We start from the raw sequence: 18526 nt of genomic DNA, 5'->3' as shown, positions 1-18526 counted from the left end.
TCCATCTTTGTCATTGAGTGAACCAGCGGCCGTCCGTGAAGCGGATCAAGTCGTCCGGTGTTAATTCGATTTGATAGCCACGTTTTCCGGCCGAGATGATGATCTTGTCTTTTTGTTTCGCGCTGTCATGCAGGAAGACGGGGAAACGCTTTTTCGCTCCGATCGGTGAGACGCCGCCGCGGATGTAGCCGGTCAGCGCTTCAAGCTCTTTCATCGGGACGGGCGACGCTTTCTTCGCGCCCCACGCTTTAGCGGCCGCCTTTAAATCGATATCTAAATCTCCTGAGATGAGGAAGAAGGCGTACTTCCGTTGCTCGTTCTCGAGGCAAATCGTCTTATACAGTTGGTCGAGCGGCTTATCGAGTGATGCGGCGACATGTTTTGCGGAGACATCGGACTCATCCACTACATAAGAATGATAAGTGAACGGGATGTTCCGTTGTTTTAATTGTCTTGCGGCATTCGTCAGTTGCACCAGTCCCACCCTTTCGTTGAACGACTCCTCTAAGAATAGCAAATAGTGGTAGCGTCGGGCAATCGAACTTGAAAAGTTTTGGTGTCAGGAAGGAAACAGAATGGACGATAGAGAAATGAACAGTGATTCATTTTTTTAAAAGGGGGATTATTTCATGGAAACAATTCAAGTGGAACGGCACAACGGGGTAGGCTGGCTCAAATGGAACCGTCCGGAAAAATTGAACGCGCTGAACGAGACGTTGTTACGCGAAGCGAGACAGGCGCTCGAACAACTTGAAGCCGACGAATCGGTCCGAGTCATCGTGCTGATCGGGGAAGGGCGCGCCTTCTCGTCCGGTCAAGATTTGACGATCGAGAGTGACGCCGATTATGGCACGTATTTAGAGGACGTCTACCATCCGCTCGTCCGGGCACTCTCGGATTGCCGGAAGCCAATCGTTGCCGGCATCCACGGTGTCGTCGCTGGGGCAGGACTCAGTCTAGCGCTTGCGGCCGACGTTCGCCTCGTCGCCCGTTCGACGAAGTTCAGCTCGGCGTTCATCAAGATCGGCCTCGTCGCAGACGCCGGTGGGCCATATCATTTGCGTCGTTTGATGCGCCAAGACGTCGCGCTCGATTGGATGTGGAGCGGCAGCACGATCGACGCCGAACAAGCTGAGGCGTTCGGTCTCGTCACTGAACTGATCGAGGATGAGGCGTATCTTGCCCGTCTCACGGCCTACGCCGAGACGCTCGCGGCAAAATCACCGACGGCCGTACAAGGGATGAAGGCGCTCCTTCGCGAGTCATCGTTTGAAGACGGGCTCGCGCAAGAGATCCACTGGCAACGGGAATGCGGCAAGACCGAGGTGCATCAACGGGCGATGCAAGCATTTTTAAGTAAAAAATAAGGGAAGCGGTCGTGTTGACCGCTTCCCTTATTCGTTCAAGAGGATGGTTTGGCTTCGAACTGGAAGCCTTTTTGTTGCCACTTGCCGTACTTCCACCGTCGGAAAGCGAAGAAGCCGCGGAACCACTCGTCGAGCGAGAACGCAAGCCAAATCCCGAGCACACCGAGTCCGAAATGAATCCCGAACAAGTAACTGAAGACGACGGCGACGCCCCACATCGAGGCGACCCCAATCATGACCGGGAAGCGGACGTCTCCGACCGACTTGAGTGACCCCATCAGAACGATGTTCATGGCGCGACCCGGCTCAAGAATGAGCGTCGCCCATAGGATCGGGATACCGACGGCGATGATGTCCGGGTTCGACGTGAACAAGCCGAGCAAGGATTTCCCGAACACGGCGAGGCCGAGCGAGGCGACGAGCGAAGAGAACATGGCAATCTTCAACGTCCGGACTGCCCGGGTATACGCCTCCTTGAACCGCTTCCCGCCGACGTCGCGGGCAATCAATAGCTGTGTCCCTTGGGCGATGGCGACCGTGAACAAAAATGCGAGCATCGATAAGTTCATCACGTAGACGCGAGCGGCGAGCGAGGCGTCACCCATCGTCGCGATGAAGCCGGTGATGACAATTTGTGAAAACTGGTACGACAAGTTCTCTCCTGCCGAAGGAACACCGATTTGTAAGAGTGCTTGAATATCATCGCGTTTTGGACGAATCAACTCTTTGAGCGGGAACCGCATCATGAGGCGGCGTTTGACGATCCAAAACAACAATATCATGGCCGACAAACGAGCGATGACGATGGCCCAGGCGACACCGGCGACACCCGTCACTGGGAGACCGAACCAGCCTGTCACGGCGAGCATGGCTCCTGCTGCCGTGATGACATCGATCAAAAGCGTCGCGAGCATGGCATGTTTCGTCATGCCGTGGCTGCGCAACACCGCGCTGAGCGCCATGATGAGCGCTTCGGTGAAGAGCGATAAGCCGACGATTTGTAAGAACAGCAGACCGTAACCGAACAGCTCATCCGACAGACCGAACAAGCGAAGGAACGTCTCGCCGAACAAGAAGACGACGACGACCATGACGACGCCGAGCCACATGTTCAAGCTGACGGCAGAGCGGGCAAAGTCCCGGCTCTTCTTCATCCGACCGGCACCGATCGCCTGACCGATCAAGATCGTCGCGCCGACGGAGGTGACGCTGAAGACGATTAAGAAGACGTTCAACAATTGGTTGGCGACGCCGACCGCTGAAGCGGCGGCATCGGAATACTGGGCGAGCATGAGCGTGGCGATGATCCCGGTCCCCATGTGGAGCGCGAGCTCGATGAAGATCGGCCACGAGATTTTAAATAGGCTGAGCTGTTCGGTGTTTTTGGTTGGCATGAATGTTCCCCTTTTGTTCAAAAATTCTTTATATGAAATATTTATCTTTTAAAAATTACAATGGTCATGTTACTCCTTTTGAAATGAAAAAGAAAGGGGGTTTGCCAAATTATTTTCAACAAAAAAAACCACCCAAGCAAATGGGTGGTTAAACGCCGTCATTTCAGTTTTAAAATGGAAGCACTATACGGTGCGAGTTCGATTTCAAGTGAGTCTACGTCCCGGTCGTTCAGTAAATCGTGGGCACCACCTGTATGCCAGAGCGGGTTGAGCGTAGACACCGTATCTGAGTTATTGAAGTAGATCAAATACGTCTCGTCTTTCGAGCTCCGTTCGACGATGAGGGCGTTGTCTTCATCGTCGACGAGGTTGAACCGGTACGATCCGCCGTTCGCGAGCACCGGGTGATCTTTGCGGAGCTGGATCAACTTCTGGACGAAGCGGAACAAGTTACGGTCTTCCTCGGCCTCGTCCCACGGCATGCAGCGTCGGCAGCCCGGATCTTGCTCGCCTTCGAGCCCGATCTCATCACCATAGTAAATACATGGGCTACCCGTATACGTGAGCATCGAAGTCATGAGGAGTTTGAACTTCCCTTTATGCCCTTTTGCCCGAGTGAGGGCCCGTGGGGTGTCATGAGAGTCGATCAAGTTGAACGTCACTTCGTTCACGTTCATCGTGTTCATCATCTCGACACGCGTCAACTCGTCCCGGAACTGTGACGCCGTCGTCCGATCGAGCGCGAAGTAGTTTAAGCTCGCGTTCGTGAACGGATAGTTCATGACCGCATCGAACTGGTCGCCTTGAAGCCACGGTTGGGCATCGTGCCAAATCTCACCGAGGATGTACGCTTCGGGGTTCGCTTCTTTTACAGTGCGACGGAAGTCACGCCAGAACGCGTGGTCGACCTCGTTCGCGACGTCTAAGCGCCAACCATCGATGCCGAACTCTTCGACCCAATAACGGGCCACATCTAATAGATAAGCTTTCAACGCCGGGTGTTCGGTGTTGATCTTCGGCATGTTCTTCTCGAAAGCGAACGTATCGTAGTTCGGCTTCGGTGCCGTCTCGATCGGGAAGTCGCGGAGATAGAACCAGTCGCGATACTCGGAATGCGGCCCGTTTTCGACGACGTCTAAGAACCAAGGATGGTTGTAGCCGACGTGATTGAACACCGCATCGAGCATGACTTTGATCCCGTTCTCATGAAGCAAGTCGACCAATTGTTTGAACTGCTCTTTCGTCCCGAACTGTGGGTCGATTTCCATATAATCGAGCGTGTCGTATTTATGGTTCGTCGTCGCTTTGAAGATCGGGCAGAAGTAAATGCCGGTGATCCCGAGTTCGACGATGTGGTCCATATGATCGATGATGCCTTGGAAGTCGCCACCGAAGAAGTTTGTGATCGTTGGCTCAGTGCTGTTCCAGGCGAGCGTCCCTTCAGGATCGAGTGACGCGTCTCCGTTCGCGAACCGGTCCGGGAAGATTTGATACCAGACCGTGTCCTTGACCCATGACGGGGCGTGGAAGATGTCGATCGGGTTGATGAACGGGACACAGAAGTAATAACCCGTATCGTCGAGCGGTTTATCTTCGAACCAGCCTTTTTCCGTATAGACGGCCGTCTCGTTGCCGTCATGGAGCCGGAACCCGTAACGGAGGCGACGGAACGGCGGCTTGATCGCGATGAACCAGTAGTCGTACTGGTCGTCGTGGCCGATTTGTTCCATTGGTGTCTCGAACGTGCGCCAGTAGCTCGGCTTGTCCGGGTCAAAGTTCCACATCGCCGGGTCTTCTGAATGCCAGTCGTATGGGTCGTTCCAAATTAAGTCAACAGATTGGATATCATTTCTTTTCGTATGAAACCGAATATGGATCGTTTCCCGGTCGTACTTATAAACGAAAGGGGACATGGCGCGATGATAAATAGCTTCTTTGATCAAGTGAAATCGTTCCTTTCTCGATTGGGGTTGTAACCATTTTACACTGTCTGTTCCGAAAAGAAATGACAGTTGCGAAAACGTTTGCTCAAGCAAAGGGTAATAAAGCGTTTTCATTTTGTCAATCACTGTTCATAACAATTATTGAACAATTGAACGTAGAAACGTTGAAAAAGAGATAAATGGGATACCTACAAGAAAAAATCGTAAAAAAAAGTCTTGTAAAACGCTTACACAACTGTATAATAAAAATTGAGGTGAGGATGCAAACGTTTTCACTGAGCGGCTGATTTCGTAGCGGAGTTGATTAAAATCAGTCGTTCAGTACGTGTGCGCAAATCTGACCATACTAATTTCCTTGGGGAGGTTTTTCATCATGAAGATAAAAAAAATGGTAGCAGGACTTTCAACGGCAGTATTAGCTTTCGGTGCACTTGCTGCATGTGGCGGCGGTACGGATAACGGTTCTACTAACGAAGGCGGTTCTACTAGCGAGAACAAGCCAGAAAAAATCGTAATTTGGGAAGATATTGAAAAGTCGGAAACGACGAAAGAAGTTGCGAAAGCGTTTGAAGAAGAACACGGCGTCGCAGTAGAAGTCGTCGAAGTTCAAATGACGGACCAAAAAGACAAGTTGGCGCTTGACGGCCCGGCTGGTAAAGGTCCAGATATCGTTCTCGTACCGCACGACCAAATCGGCACGATCGCTGACCAAGGTCACTTGGCACCGCTCGCTGACGAAGGCGCGCTCGAAGCGTTCACAGATGCTTCGAAATCGGCTGTCATGTTCGACGGACAAGCTTACGGCTATCCTAAATCAGTTGAAACACCAGTCCTCATGTACAACAAGGATTTGGTTTCAGAAGCTCCTGCTTCAATGGACGACCTTTACAAGTTGTCTACAGATCTTAAAGACAAAGGCGAGTACGGCTTCCTCGGTCTTTGGGATAACTTCTACTTCGCTCACGGTGTAATTGCAGGCTTCGGCGGTTACGTCTTCAAAGAAGACGGCGGCGCGCTCGACCCAACCGACATCGGCTTGAACAACGAAGGCGCAGTCAAAGGATTCGACTACATCGGCAAATGGTACCAAGAAGGCCTCTTCCCTAAAGGATTGGTCGGCGAGTCTGGCGGCCAAGCGATGGACCAACTCTTCACTGAGAAGAAAGCACACACAGTTATGAACGGACCTTGGGCTGTTGCTGGTTACCAAGATGCTGGCGTCAACCTCGGAGCGGCGGCAATGCCAACACTTCCGAACGGTGAGCCAATCAAGACGTTCATGGGTGTGAAAACATATGCACTCTCTGCGTACACTGAGAACCAAGAGTGGGCTGAAATGTTCCTCGCAGAACTTACAAACGAAGAGAACGCATTGAAAATGTTTGAAGCATACAACGAAATCCCACCGGTAGCAGCACTCGAGTCGAATGAGACAATCACATCGAACGAAGTTGCGAAAGCGGTATTCGATCAAGCGACAAATGCAATCCCAATGCCGAACATTCCTGAAATGGGACAAGTTTGGGAGCCAATGGCACAAGCGCTTCAGCTCGTAGCGACTGGCAAGCAAGATGCACAAAAATCAGCTGACGAGGCTGTTAAAGTCATCGAGCAACAAATCCAAGCAAACAACCAATAAGGATGTGAAATGACGGGGTACGCCACATGGCGTTCCCCCTCATTTTCTGAAATTGAGCAAACGCTTGCTCGATTGATTTGCTCAAATTGAAAGGAGAAATTGAGGATGGCTTCAATTCCGAACCCAAAAACACCGGAACAACGACCGGACAAACCGACCAACCATGCTCGGAACGCCGCATTACTCTCGATCATTCCGGGAGTGGGGCAGTTCTATAACAACCAACGTGCGAAGGCGATCGCGTTCTTTATCGTCATCATGTCTTATTTTGCAGTAAACTACGATCTGTTTTTCAAAGGGGCGGGCGCCGGACCTGGTGACCGTGGTGGCCTTTGGGGATTGATCACGCTTGGCGAAGTAGCGGGACCTCGTAACGACCACTCCATCTTCTTGATGGTAGAAGGTATTGTCGCAATAATCTTACTGTTCTTCGGTATCGCGTTCTACATTTGGAACATTCGTGACGCTTACCGAGTCGGTCGCATTCGTGATCAGCACCTAAACGTGCCAACGTTCCAAGTGCAACTTCGCAACTTGCGTGACCATGGATTCCCATACTTGATGTTGATCCCGTCGCTCATCTTGCTCGTCTTCACAGTCGTGTTGCCGCTGATCTTTACGTTCTTGATCGCATTCACGAACTATCGTTACAACAACGCGCCACCGGCAAAACTCGTCGAGTGGATCGGGTTCGAAAACTTTACGCGCATCTTTGAAATCGACATTTGGCGCGACACGTTCGTCGGCGTTCTCGGTTGGACGCTCGTCTGGACGGTCGCTTCAACGGTCGGTGTCATCGCGATCGGGATTTTCCTTGCCGTTCTGTTGAACCAAGAAGGACTTCGGTTCCGTCGCTTGTTCCGTTCAATCTTGATCTTGTCATGGGCCGTACCAGCGTTCATCACGATCTTGATTTTCCGCTCGATGTTCAATGAGTCGTTCGGTGTGTTCAATACGACAATCCTGCCGGCCTTTGGTCTCGATCCGATTAACTGGATGACCGACCCGACAGCGACACGTAGTGCGCTCATCTTGATTCAATGGTGGCTCGGTTTCCCGTTCATCATGACGCTCATGACCGGTGTCTTGCAGTCGATCCCGGGTGACTTGTATGAAGCTGCGACGATTGACGGCGCGAACATCTTTGATAAGTTCCGTCTGATCACATTGCCGATGCTCTTGTTCGCAACAGCACCGATTCTCATCACGCAGTTCACGTTCAACTTTAACAACTTTAACATCATCTATCTCTTCAACGGTGGTGGGCCGGCTGTCCCAGGACAAACTGCCGGTGGTACCGACATCTTGATTTCATGGATTTACAAATTGTCGCTCGGGGCCAACCCGCAATACGGACTTGCGGCTGCGATCACGCTCATCTTGTCATTCTTCATCATGACTCTAGCCGTCATCCAGTTCCGTCGGACAAAATCTTTCAAAGACGAGGATATGATCTGATATGAAAAAACAAAAACGAATCAATTTGGCGTTCTCTTATGTCATCTTGACGCTTGCGTCGATCATTATTCTCTATCCGATGCTGTGGGTAATGGGAACGTCATTTAACCCGGGTCGTACGATCACGTCGACGATCATTCCGTCAAACCCGACGCTCATTCACTACAAAAACTTGTTTGACCTAACAATTTCGGATTATAGTTTATGGTATGTGAATACGTTGAAGATCGCGTTCATCACGATGGCGCTCGCCGTCATCTTAGTAACGATTACTGGTTATGTGTTCTCGCGTTACCGTTTCGTCGGACGGAAGAACTCGCTCATCTTGTTCCTCGTCTTGCAGATGGTCCCGCAATTCGTTGCCATCATCGCGATTTTTGTGTTACTCAACATGCTCGGCCTTCTTGATACGCATACAGCGCTGATTCTGCTGTACGCCGGTGGGGCGATTCCGATGAACACGTACCTGGCGAAAGGTTACTTCGATACGATTCCGAAAGAGCTCGATGAGGCTGCTCGGATGGATGGTGCCGGTCACCTTCGTATCTTCTGGCAAATCATTTTGCCGCTCGCGAAGCCAATTGTCGCAACGATCGCCTTGTTCAACTTTATGGGCCCGTTCAACGACTTCATCTTGGCATCGCTCGTCCTGCGTACACCTGAGAAGCAGACGCTAGCGGTTGGACTTTACAATATGATCTCGCGACAATTCGACAACAACTTCACGTTGTTCGCGGCAGGCGCCGTCCTTTCGGCCCTCCCGATCGTCCTCTTGTTCTTCATATTCCAACGTTACTTCGTCTCCGGTCTCACTGCGGGTGGTACGAAAGGTTAATACTCAAAAAGGGGGAAGCGATATGAGGCGAGGCGTCGTGCTCGTTCTCCTGTCGCTTCTTTTGTTTCCTACAATCGTCGGAGCGAAAGAAGCAGCAACATGGGAACAAGAACGCATGTACTTTATTATGGTCGACCGGTTCGTTGACGGGAATCCTGACAACAACGACCAAGTCGACAAGGATGATCCAAAAGCGTTTCACGGAGGCGACATTCGAGGTGTGATCGAAAAACTCGACTACATCGAATCGCTCGGATTTACGTCGATTTGGTTGACGCCTGTGTTTCAGAACATGCCGGACGGTTACCACGGCTACTGGATCAAAGATTTTTATGACATCGATCCCCAGTTCGGGACGAAAGAAGATTTGCAAGAACTCGTCGATGAGGCGCATAAGCGCGATATGAAAGTCATTCTTGACTTCGTCGTCAACCATGTCGGTCCGAAACATCCGTGGGTCGAGGAACGACCGGACTGGTTCCATGACGAGTTGCCGATCGTGCTCTGGCAAGACCAAGAGCAAGTCGAGACGCACTGGTTGTTCGACTTGCCGGACTTTAAAACGGAAGACCCTGAAGTGAAAGACTATTTGATCGACGCCGCTACTTATTGGATTGAAGAGACCGGCATCGATGGCTATCGTCTCGATACGGTCCGCCACGTCGATAAGCCGTTTTGGGAAGACTTCGTCGAAGCGGTGCGGGCGGTCGACCCTGACTTTTACTTGTTGGCCGAAGTGTTCGACCCGAATCCACAATACGTCGCCGAGTACGACAATTTAGGATTTAACAGTGTCACAAACTTTACGTTCTATGATCGCGTCTCGAAGACGATGACGCAAAAGCACGCCAACGTCGACGAAATCGACGTGGCGGCAAGCTACGCCGAGACGTTTTTCAACGATCCGAACCAAATGGCGACGTTCCTGGACAACCATGATGTCGAGCGGTTCATGCACGTCGCTGGACTCGGGGGAGCCGAGTCGGCAGAGCGGCGACTTCGCCTAGCGCTGTTCGCGCTCTATGCGTCGCCTGGTATGCCGATTTTATTCCAAGGGACAGAAAATGCACAAACCGGTGGGGCCGATCCGGCCAACCGGGTGATGACGGATTTCCCAGGGAATGAAGAGTTACATGAGTACGTCGCGACGATGAACCGGATGCGGGAAGACTATCCCGTCTTCGCCACTGGAGAGCAACGGATGATTGCCTCGAAAGACGGCATGGCCGTGTTCGAGCGTCGCGACGGCGATGAGGTCGCCTTGTACGCCATCAATATGAACGATGAGGATACAGAGATTGAATTCGAGGTAAGCGAAGTCGGTGAAGATCAACGGCTCCGCGGTCTCTTGTTCTCACAACTTGTCACGGAAAAACGTGGCACGTTCACTATCAAGCTCGCTGGCGAAAGCGCCAACGCCTATGTCGTCGAAGAATCGGAAGTGAACATGTGGACGCTTGGTCTGCTCGTCGTCGCGATTCCGCTGTTCTTGACGGGTCTGGTCATGTGGAAGCGACGCCGCGGCGCGAACTGAATACCCTGTCGCAGGGAACAATGAATTAACGGAAGCAAGGGGGAGCATCATGCAAATCACGATCAAAGATGTCGCCAAACACGCCAACGTCGCACCGTCGACAGTGTCACGCGTCATCGCCAACAGTCCGCGAATTAGCCAGAAAACGAAAGAACGTGTTCGTAGTTCGATGGAAGAACTCGGGTACCATCCGAACATCCATGCAAGAAGTCTCGCCAACCGCTCGACACAATCGATTGGTCTTGTCATGCCGAGCGCGGCGACGAAAATACTCCAAAATCCGTTCTTCCCGGAAGTGTTGCGCGGAATCAGTACGAAAGCCCATCAAAACGGTTATTCGTTGTATATGACGACCGGTGTGACCGAAGAAGAAGTGCTGTCGGGTGTCATCGAGATGGTCCAAGGTCGCCGGGTCGACGGTGTCATCGTCTTGTACTCACGCGAAGACGATAAAGTCGTCCAATATTTGCGGCAGACGAAGTTCCCGTTCGTCGTCGTCGGGAAGCCGTTCGGGGACGCCTCGTCAATCACGTACGTCGATACGGACAACTACTTAGCTGGTCGTGAAGTGACGAAGCACTTGTACAACCTCGGTCACCGCCGCATCGCCTTCATTGGCGGATCGGATAAATTGGCTGTCACGCAAGACCGTCGCAACGGGTACGCGACGGCGCTTATGGAAGCCGGGATCCCGGTACGGGAAGACTACATCGCCCGTGCCGAGTTCATGACGAAAGGTGGCGCCAAAGCGGTCCGGGAACTGCTTCATGTCGATGAGCCACCGACGGCTGTCGTCGTCAGTGATGATATGATGGCGCTCGGTGTCATCAGCACGCTCAGTGAGATGGGTCTGAAAATCCCTGAAGACGTCGCTGTCGTCAGTTTCAACAACGTCTATATCGCTGAGCATTCGAATCCGCCGCTCACTTCAGTCGAAATCAACATCTTCGGTCTCGGTTTCGAGGCGACGAACTGCCTGATCGAACAAATCGGCGATAGTGCACCACCGTACGGGAAACGTGTCATCGTCCCGCACTATTTAGTCGTCCGCCAGTCGTGTGGTCAAAAAAAGAATAGCCATGCGGCTGAATGAGTTGAAACCTTCCGTTTTCGTGCGGAAGGTTTTTTGTGCGGATTCTAACGCATACAAAGAAAGAACGTTCAATCCGACAAAAGTCCTGGCGTTACAAACAGATTACAGTTGTGAAAGAAATGGTTGAAAAAACAGGACGAGGGAACACTTATACTACCGGCAAAATAGCAAATCACGACAGAGCAGTCCGGCCAATAACCAAAAAAATATAGAATTTGAAAGGGAGATACAATCATGGATAACAAACGTTATGTAGGGACTTACTATCAAGAAGCAGAGCTTGTCTCGAAAATTGATGAACTTCGCGCGGCGGGACACCGCGAGGACGACCTGTACGTTGTTGTAAAAGATAAATCGAACCTTTCGATGGTTCGCGGCGAAACGGATGCAGAAGTAAAAGAAACGAAAGCATCGTGGCTCGATCGCTTCTTCGGAGTCGCAGACGGCGGCGATGAAGTGCGCCATACGTTTGATAAACTCGGCTTCTCAGAAGAGGAGACGGCACGCCACCATCAAGATATCGAAAAAGGCGGCTTCGTCTTGTTATTAGATACAGACGACGGCGTCTTGGACAACGGTCGCAACGACACGTTCGAAGGCGGTCGCACGTCAGCGGGCTATGGTTCTGAAGGGAACGAGGCTGGAAACATGACGTCGCGTGATCATGACCTCGGGACGACAGGTGCCGGACTTGGCGCAACGGGCGCGGGAGTCGGAGCGGACCGTCACCATGACATGGACGAGGACATTCGCAACCGTACCGACTTGACGGACGAGCAAAAGCTTGAGCTTCACGAAGAGCGCCTCCAAATCAATAAAGAGCGCGTTCAGACCGGTGAAGTCCGAGTCGAAAAAGAAGTCGTCGAGCACGAAGAACGGGTCGATGTCGAAGTCGAGCATGACGAAGTGCACGTCGAACGACGTCAAGTCGACGGGGACCGTGAAGCGACGGGCCATTCGTTCGATGCGACGACAGATCGCGACGAGATTCGTGTGCCAGTCACAGAAGAACGCGTCGATGTCACGAAGAAAGACGTCGTGGCCGAAGAGATTGTCGTCGGCACAGACAAAGTGAAAGATACAGAGACGGTACGCGAGACGCTTCGTAAAGAAGAAGCCCATATCGAAGGCGAAAACAGCCATCAAAAACATGACGCTGACCATAAGCGCCGTGATGAGCGCGACCGGATCTAATTGGATGACCAAGCACCTCGACAAGGATGGCTCTCTCTGAGGGACCATCCTTTTTTTCGCCAATTCATCTTACAGGAGGAACGAATGTTATGAAACATGCCATCATCTCTGAAGTATTTGACCAACCCGAGGTGTTGCTCAAGCGGACGATCGATTTGAAGCAAGAAGGATATAAAGAAGAAGACATGTACGTCTTCGTCAAACGGACTGAAACGGCTGACGCCATCCGACGCCATTCAAAACTATACGTACTAGTCGCGGATGAGCCGGATACGGTGGCGTCTCTCGTCACGTCAAGCGAACGGCCAATCGAGCGCTGGCTCGGCAGTATGCGGTTGACGCGCGAGCAGCAGGAACGATTCGTGGGTGAAGTCGAGCAAGGACGGTTGTTCCTTTACGTCGACGCGGATCAAAACGAGGAGATGGCGGACATTAAACGATTGCCGCGCGCTTCTTCCAAGGAGCATGAAGAACAGACGCTTGAACTCCACGAGGAGCGACTCGCGGTTGAAAAAGAAACGGTGCAGACGGGGGAACTCGTCATCGACAAGCATGTAACCGAGACTGAACAGACGATTGAAGTACCGGTTCGGAGGGAACACCTACATGTAGAGCGCCTTGCTGGTTCTGAAAATGTGATTGAAGACTACGACTTCGACAAACCTGGCATCCGGACGATCGACGAAGGGGACCAACTACGTATCCAAGTCATCGAAGAGCGCGCCTTCATCGTCAAGCGTCCAGTCGTCGTCGAAGAGATCATCGTCCGCAAGCAAGTGGATGAAGATACGAAGACGGTCACCGAGACGCTCCGTAAAGAAGAGATTGATATTAGGCAAGTGGGACAAGGCAAGATCACGATCGAGGACAATCCAACACCTAGAAAGGATGATAAATGATGAGTAACAAACGATTTGTTGATACGTACAAAGACGAGGCGGCACTCGTCTCAAAGATTGATCAACTGAGCCAAGACGGGTACGACGAGAAAGACCTTTACGTCGTCGCGAGAGACGAGGATAACGTCTCGCTCGTCAAACGGAACACTGACGCGAAAGTCGAGGAAGCGAACGCTTCTTGGATGCAGAAGTTCGCGGGCGTCGCCGAAGGAGAGCAGGAAGTGAAACGGGCACTCCTCGATCTCGGTTTGGCCGATGATGACGTCAACAAAGCGTACGGGGACATTATGGACGGTGGGTATGCCCTCATTCTCGATGAGCCCGATACCGGATTCAACGATGGCGACAACCCGGCCTTTGAAGGTCATGAAGCGAACGCCGCCTTCGGTCGTGATTCAGACGTGTGATACAGACGTACCTACTCTGGCCCAATGAGGCAGGGTAGGTTTTTTTCGTTCCAAAAGTGACAAAAAAAGAATGAAAAACTTTTATGCAAACGATTGCATTCTCGGTGTAGTCGTGTAAAATGAGAGGTGAGATTAAAAATACAGCGCTTTCATAGACAAGCGGTTGCACGATTCGGTTGTCTACTGACAAGTAGCCTTGTAGAGAAAAAGGAGTGGCAGACAGATGAAACGATTGTTTGCAGTCGACGAATGGAAAGTAACGGAAGAAGGGCTTCACCCGAACGAGAACCGTCTCGCAGAATCGATCACCTCGCTCGGTAACGGGCACATGGGGATGCGCGGGAACTTTGAAGAAGATTATTCAAACGATACGCACCAAGGATTTTACGTGGCGGGCGTCTACTATCCTGACAAGACGCGTGTCGGTTGGTGGAAAAATGGATATCCGGAATACTTTGCCAAAGTATTGAACGCGACGAACGTGGCCGGCCTGCGTGTCGCCATCAACGGGACGCCTGTCGACTTGGCGAAGTGGGAAGTCAAAGGCTTCACACGCGAACTCGATATGCAGCGCGGTGTCCTCACGCGGACGTTCACGCTCGTGAACGGATCCGAGGAGACGAACGTCGAAGTCGTTCGCTTCTTCTCGATCGTCGACAAAGAGATTTTGGCGATTCGCTACAACGTCACCCCGGTGAACTATGAAGCGAAAATCGAATTCACTCCTTATCTAGACGGGGACGTCGTCAACGAAGACTCGAACTACGATGAGAAATTCTGGTTGCCGGTCGAACACGGCGTCGAAGAACGGTTCGGTTTCGTCACGACAAAAACGAAGAAACTTGATTGGCACGTCACGGCGTCGATGATCGCCGACGTCGAAGACGCACGCTGTGAAGTGCTCGATGCGACCGACCTCTACGTCGCGAACCGCTTCACGGTCAAAGCGGCAGCGGGTGAGATGGCAACGGCGTACAAGTACGTCTCGGTCGTCACGAACCGTGACCATGAAATTGACAATTTGCAAGGAGTCGGCATGCAGCGCGTTGAAGCCGCGTTCGAGAAAGGGTTCGAGACGCTCTTGGCGGAACAGACGGAAGCTTGGCTCGCCCGTTGGGAAAACGCGGACGTCCGCATCGACGGCGACGCGGAAGCGCAACAAGGCATCCGTTTCAACATCTTCAACATGTATCAAACGTATACGGGCGAAGACTCACGTCTCAACATCGGACCGAAAGGGTTCACGGGCGAGAAGTACGGTGGCGCCACGTATTGGGACACGGAAGCGTATTGCCTCCACTTCTACTTGGCGACGACGAAGCCGGAAGTGTCGTGGAACTTGCTCAAATATCGTCATAATCAATTGCCGCAAGCGAAAGAGAACTCGGTCAAAAACGTCGGGATGAAGGGCGCCTTGTATCCGATGGTGACGATGAACGGGGAAGAGTGCCACAACGAGTGGGAGATCACCCATGAAGAGATTCACCGGAACGGTGCGATTGCCCATGCGATCTTCAACTACACGAACTTCACGGGCGACAAGTCGTACCTAGGTCAATACGGACTTGAAGTATTGGTCGAGATCTCGCGTTACTGGGCTAGCCGCGTCAACTTTGTACCACACAAAGACGTGTACATGATCCTAGGCGTCACAGGTCCGAACGAATACGACAACAACGTCAACAACAATTGGTACACGAACTTGATCGCCGCTTGGACGCTCGAGTACACGCAAGAAGTGTACAACTACTTGAAAGAAGCAGAACCGGCACGACTCGACGAGTTGACAGCAACGCTCAACTTGACGGATGCGGAACTCGCTAAGTGGGCTGATATCCAAACGAAGATGTACTATCCGAAAGACGACCTCGTCCCGGACGTGTTCATGCAGCAAGACGGGTTCATGGATAAAGAGCAGATCTTAGTGAAAGACCTCGATCCGAAACACTTGCCACTTAACCAAAATTGGTCGTGGGACCGCATCCTCCGCTCGAACTTTATCAAGCAGGCGGACGTGCTCCAAGGCCTGTACACGTTCAGCGACCGCTTCACGCTCGAACAAAAACGTGCGAACTTCGACTTCTATGAGCCGCGTACGGTGCATGAGTCGAGCTTGTCGCCTTGTGTCTACTCGATCGTGGCAGCTGAAGTCGGTTATGAAGACAAAGCGGTCGAGCTGTACCAACGCTCAGCCCGACTCGATCTTGATAACTACAACAACGATACAGAAGACGGTCTTCACATCACATCGATGGTCGGTTCGTGGATGGCGATCGTCCACGGCTTCGCTGGGATGCGCGCCCTCGAGACCGAACTCACGTTCAGCCCGATGATCCCGAAAGATTGGGACGGTTACTCGTTCAACGTGCTCTGGCGCGGCCATCACTTGACGGTCACATCGACGCGTGAACAAGTGACGATCAAACAGACAAATGGAACGGACGTTACGATTCGTGTGTACGGAAACGCGGTAACGGTTCCGGCGAATGATTCAGTGACGATCGAGACAGTGAAAGCGTGACCAAACGTATCAGGGCAGCAAGTCGGCTTCGGCCGGCTTGCTTTTTTGTGATACAGGCGGGCACATCCCATTATTTTTGTTGTAGGCATGGCTTTGAATGTATGTTATCTTGATGCTTAGCTAATTTTGAAAGGGGAGACAGAACTTGACGGAATCCGTTAAAGAACACGCGCGCATCGGGATCGTTTCGATCATCGGGGGAGTGTTCGTCGCATTATCGATGACATTATTCTTAATCCCAGCGGGGGTTTACTCGACTGGGTTTACGGGCTTGGCCCAAATTTTCACGACCTTATTTGCCGGTACGCCGTTTGAGCTCGGTGAAGGCATTTGGTTCTTCATCTTGAACGTACCGCTTTTAGTCGTCAGTTATTTTATGCTCGGAAAGAACATGATGATCCATACGTTGATCAGCGTTGCCTCGGTCACCTTGTTCATTCGCGTGCTTCCGCAATCGCAGCTCCTCTCGGACGATCCACTGTTGAACGCCGTCTTCGGCGGGGTATTGCTCGCCATCGGGTCAGGCATCACGATTCGGTTCGGTGCCTCGACCGGAGGGTTTGATATCGTCGCCCTCATCCTAGCGAAGTTCACGAACAACTCGGTCGGCGTCTACTTGTTCCTCATGAACATGATGATCGCGCTTTGGGCCGGTGCTTTGTTCGGATGGCCGACGGCGCTGTATACGATCGTCTTCTTGTACGTGACGTCGAAAGTCATCGATGAGATTTACACGAATACACAGCGTCAGACGCTCTTCATCGTCACGAATCATCCAGACGAAGTGACGCAAGAGTTGCACCAACACGTGTTCCGCGGCATCACGCTCATGCCAGCGATCGGTACGTACTCGAAAGTCGAGAAAGCGACGCTCATGATGGTCGCCCAACGCCACGAAGTGCGTGAGATTACCCGTATCTGTAAAGATGCCGATTCACACGTCTTTATTAACGTCGTTCCGACGGAAGATGTTGAAGGGGCGTTCCGACGCTGACAGGAAGTCAAGAAAACCCGCTGAACGGTTTCAGCGGGTTTTTGTTATGACTTGATGCCAAATTTTTCTTCGAGGTAGATGGCGATGCCGTCATCCATGTTCGAAGCGGTCACTTCGTTGGCGACGACTTTGAGCTGGCTGATGGCGTTGCCCATCGCGACGCCCGTGCCGACGTAGTCGAGCATCTCGAGGTCGTTCTCTTCATCGCCGAAAGCGATGATGTTCTGACGGCTAATGTTCAAGTGCTTCGATACTTCGCGAAGGCCGAGCGCCTTCGATGTATTTTGGCTCATGACTTCGATCATGTGCTCGGGCATGCGCCATTGACGGTTCAAGACGGCTTCGGCGTGCACTTTGTTCAAGCTGGCCCGGACGTTGTCGACGTGTTCTTTCGTCGCGTGGATCAAAAGCGACGTCGGCTCGTCTTGCAAGTGCTTGAGCAAGTCACCAGATGTGACGCTGAGTGCCCGTTCGGCGTAGGGACCGTAAAATTCTTGCGGATCTTTATGGAAATAGACGTGGTCGGTCACTTCGACGACGATGTTGTGTGCTTTCGTCTCCGATACTTCTTCGATGATGTCGTGTGCTGTTTTAAGTGGGATCGGACGGTGTGTGACCGCGTAGGACGTATCTTTCGGGTGATGGACGAGCGCTCCGTTGAAGTTGATCAAAGGCGTCGTCAAGCCGAGTTGTTCATAATACATGATCGAGTGACGATGGGGCCGTCCTGTTGCGATCATGACTTCATGGCCGGCATCACGAGCCGCTTGAAGAGCGCGGATGTTCCGCTCACTGATCGTCTTGTCATCTCGTAACAACGTACCGTCTAAATCGACTGCGATTAAATAACGTGACATAAGTCATCCTCTTTTCTACATTGTGTACTATTTCTCTGACCGTACCATATTTCACGTTTCGACGGAAAGAATATACAATCGAGGTCGCATATTGTACGGCAACAATGATATACTATTGCCGTATGGAATTTTATGAATCATCTGTGAGATGGAGGGGACTTTCGATGCGTTACTTAGTCACATTGTTCTGGGCGATCTTGCTTTCGAATACAGCAGTCTTTATCATTTCAGCTGTCGATGGCGTGACGTTCAATGCGGTGCTCGCAACAGCCTTTGGCGTGGTCATCACAATCTTTATCGCGCTCTTGGATACACTTAACCAAGACATGGGAATCAACGACGTCGCCCAAGAAAAGTAAGACGTCCACAACCAAACTGGCTCATATCCGAG

General features: G+C 51.8%; 16 protein-coding genes. 12 read left to right on the top strand and 4 right to left on the bottom strand.

Annotated elements, in window-relative coordinates; translation table 11 throughout:
- Nucleotides 1-10: 10 nt before the first annotated feature.
- Nucleotides 11-475, bottom strand: coding sequence for a Cys-tRNA(Pro) deacylase (ybaK, locus tag EVJ28_RS09695; protein WP_131459102.1), 465 nt, complete (start codon nt 473-475; stop codon nt 11-13).
- Between the two features lie 154 nt (nt 476-629).
- On the opposite strand from ybaK, the gene EVJ28_RS09690 reads away from it, so the two are divergent.
- Nucleotides 630-1367 (top strand): enoyl-CoA hydratase/isomerase family protein, encoded by a 738-nt coding sequence (locus tag EVJ28_RS09690; RefSeq protein WP_131470596.1) that lies wholly within the window; start codon nt 630-632, stop codon nt 1365-1367.
- Nucleotides 1368-1402: 35 nt separating this feature from the next.
- On the opposite strand, the gene EVJ28_RS09685 is transcribed toward EVJ28_RS09690, so the two are convergent.
- The gene (locus tag EVJ28_RS09685) at nt 1403-2761 is read right to left on the bottom strand and encodes an MATE family efflux transporter (protein ID WP_131470597.1); all 1359 of its coding nucleotides are present in this window, start codon (nt 2759-2761) and stop codon (nt 1403-1405) included.
- A 158-nt stretch (nt 2762-2919) separates the two neighbouring features.
- Nucleotides 2920-4704, bottom strand: a complete 1785-nt coding sequence (locus EVJ28_RS09680; RefSeq protein ID WP_131488801.1) for a glycoside hydrolase family 13 protein — start codon at nt 4702-4704, stop codon at nt 2920-2922.
- Between the two features lie 373 nt (nt 4705-5077).
- Here EVJ28_RS09680 and EVJ28_RS09675 point away from each other — a divergent pair, with 373 nt between their 5' ends.
- The 10 genes from EVJ28_RS09675 (at nt 5078) to EVJ28_RS09630 (ending at nt 17278) form a co-directional block, all read left to right on the top strand.
- On the top strand, nt 5078-6343 hold the full coding sequence (locus EVJ28_RS09675; RefSeq protein WP_131488799.1) for an extracellular solute-binding protein: 1266 nt from the start codon (nt 5078-5080) through the stop codon (nt 6341-6343).
- Between the two features lie 105 nt (nt 6344-6448).
- Nucleotides 6449-7801, top strand: a complete 1353-nt coding sequence (locus EVJ28_RS09670; RefSeq protein ID WP_131459084.1) for a carbohydrate ABC transporter permease — start codon at nt 6449-6451, stop codon at nt 7799-7801.
- 1 nt (nt 7802) lies between these two features.
- Entirely contained in the window at nt 7803-8636 is an 834-nt protein-coding gene (locus EVJ28_RS09665; RefSeq protein ID WP_070327830.1) for a sugar ABC transporter permease, read from the top strand.
- A gap of 22 nt (nt 8637-8658) precedes the next feature.
- Nucleotides 8659-10170 carry an alpha-amylase family glycosyl hydrolase gene (locus tag EVJ28_RS09660; protein ID WP_131488797.1) on the top strand — a complete coding sequence of 504 codons (1512 nt, stop codon included), beginning with the start codon at nt 8659-8661 and terminating at the stop codon, nt 10168-10170.
- 49 nt (nt 10171-10219) lie between these two features.
- Nucleotides 10220-11263: a LacI family DNA-binding transcriptional regulator gene (locus tag EVJ28_RS09655; protein ID WP_070327828.1), complete on the top strand. Its 1044-nt coding sequence runs from the start codon at nt 10220-10222 to the stop codon at nt 11261-11263.
- 234 nt (nt 11264-11497) lie between these two features.
- Nucleotides 11498-12457 (top strand): DUF2382 domain-containing protein, encoded by a 960-nt coding sequence (locus tag EVJ28_RS09650; RefSeq protein WP_131459082.1) that lies wholly within the window; start codon nt 11498-11500, stop codon nt 12455-12457.
- Nucleotides 12458-12546: 89 nt separating this feature from the next.
- Nucleotides 12547-13356, top strand: coding sequence for a YsnF/AvaK domain-containing protein (locus EVJ28_RS09645; RefSeq protein ID WP_161566973.1), 810 nt, complete (start codon nt 12547-12549; stop codon nt 13354-13356).
- Nucleotides 13356-13763: a general stress protein gene (locus EVJ28_RS09640; protein WP_236634117.1), complete on the top strand. Its 408-nt coding sequence runs from the start codon at nt 13356-13358 to the stop codon at nt 13761-13763. The genes EVJ28_RS09645 and EVJ28_RS09640 overlap by 1 nt, the downstream gene beginning before the upstream one ends.
- A gap of 223 nt (nt 13764-13986) precedes the next feature.
- Nucleotides 13987-16284: a glycoside hydrolase family 65 protein gene (locus tag EVJ28_RS09635; RefSeq protein WP_131468566.1), complete on the top strand. Its 2298-nt coding sequence runs from the start codon at nt 13987-13989 to the stop codon at nt 16282-16284.
- A gap of 145 nt (nt 16285-16429) precedes the next feature.
- On the top strand, nt 16430-17278 hold the full coding sequence (locus tag EVJ28_RS09630; RefSeq protein WP_131459078.1) for a YitT family protein: 849 nt from the start codon (nt 16430-16432) through the stop codon (nt 17276-17278).
- Between the two features lie 44 nt (nt 17279-17322).
- Here the strand turns inward: EVJ28_RS09630 and EVJ28_RS09625 are convergent, their stop codons facing one another.
- Complete coding sequence (locus tag EVJ28_RS09625) at nt 17323-18135, bottom strand: Cof-type HAD-IIB family hydrolase (protein ID WP_131488795.1); 813 nt, start codon at nt 18133-18135, stop codon at nt 17323-17325.
- Nucleotides 18136-18299: 164 nt separating this feature from the next.
- Between EVJ28_RS09625 and EVJ28_RS09620 the strand changes: the two genes are divergently transcribed.
- Nucleotides 18300-18494: a YjzD family protein gene (locus tag EVJ28_RS09620; RefSeq protein WP_070327820.1), complete on the top strand. Its 195-nt coding sequence runs from the start codon at nt 18300-18302 to the stop codon at nt 18492-18494.
- Nucleotides 18495-18526 lie beyond the last annotated feature (32 nt).

Source organism: Exiguobacterium sp. SH3S3 (genome assembly GCF_004337115.1).
Classification (GTDB): domain Bacteria; phylum Bacillota; class Bacilli; order Exiguobacteriales; family Exiguobacteriaceae; genus Exiguobacterium; species Exiguobacterium aurantiacum_A.
The sequence above is the reverse complement of the archived record's forward strand: the minus strand, read 5'-3'. Positions and strand labels throughout refer to the sequence as shown.

Bases quoted from the DNA above. Each gene is read 5' to 3' on its own strand.
- EVJ28_RS09665 (WP_070327830.1), top strand. From the start codon at position 7,803: ATGAAAAAACAAAAACGAATCAATTTGGCGTTCTCTTATGTCATCTTG.
- EVJ28_RS09635 (WP_131468566.1), top strand. From the start codon at position 13,987: ATGAAACGATTGTTTGCAGTCGACGAATGGAAAGTAACGGAAGAAGGG.
- EVJ28_RS09670 (WP_131459084.1), top strand. From the start codon at position 6,449: ATGGCTTCAATTCCGAACCCAAAAACACCGGAACAACGACCGGACAAA.
- EVJ28_RS09675 (WP_131488799.1), top strand. From the start codon at position 5,078: ATGAAGATAAAAAAAATGGTAGCAGGACTTTCAACGGCAGTATTAGCT.
- EVJ28_RS09645 (WP_161566973.1), top strand. From the start codon at position 12,547: ATGAAACATGCCATCATCTCTGAAGTATTTGACCAACCCGAGGTGTTG.
- EVJ28_RS09640 (WP_236634117.1), top strand. From the start codon at position 13,356: ATGAGTAACAAACGATTTGTTGATACGTACAAAGACGAGGCGGCACTC.
- EVJ28_RS09625 (WP_131488795.1), bottom strand. From the start codon at position 18,135: ATGTCACGTTATTTAATCGCAGTCGATTTAGACGGTACGTTGTTACGA.
- EVJ28_RS09690 (WP_131470596.1), top strand. From the start codon at position 630: ATGGAAACAATTCAAGTGGAACGGCACAACGGGGTAGGCTGGCTCAAA.
- EVJ28_RS09660 (WP_131488797.1), top strand. From the start codon at position 8,659: ATGAGGCGAGGCGTCGTGCTCGTTCTCCTGTCGCTTCTTTTGTTTCCT.
- EVJ28_RS09620 (WP_070327820.1), top strand. From the start codon at position 18,300: ATGCGTTACTTAGTCACATTGTTCTGGGCGATCTTGCTTTCGAATACA.
- EVJ28_RS09685 (WP_131470597.1), bottom strand. From the start codon at position 2,761: ATGCCAACCAAAAACACCGAACAGCTCAGCCTATTTAAAATCTCGTGG.
- EVJ28_RS09655 (WP_070327828.1), top strand. From the start codon at position 10,220: ATGCAAATCACGATCAAAGATGTCGCCAAACACGCCAACGTCGCACCG.
- EVJ28_RS09650 (WP_131459082.1), top strand. From the start codon at position 11,498: ATGGATAACAAACGTTATGTAGGGACTTACTATCAAGAAGCAGAGCTT.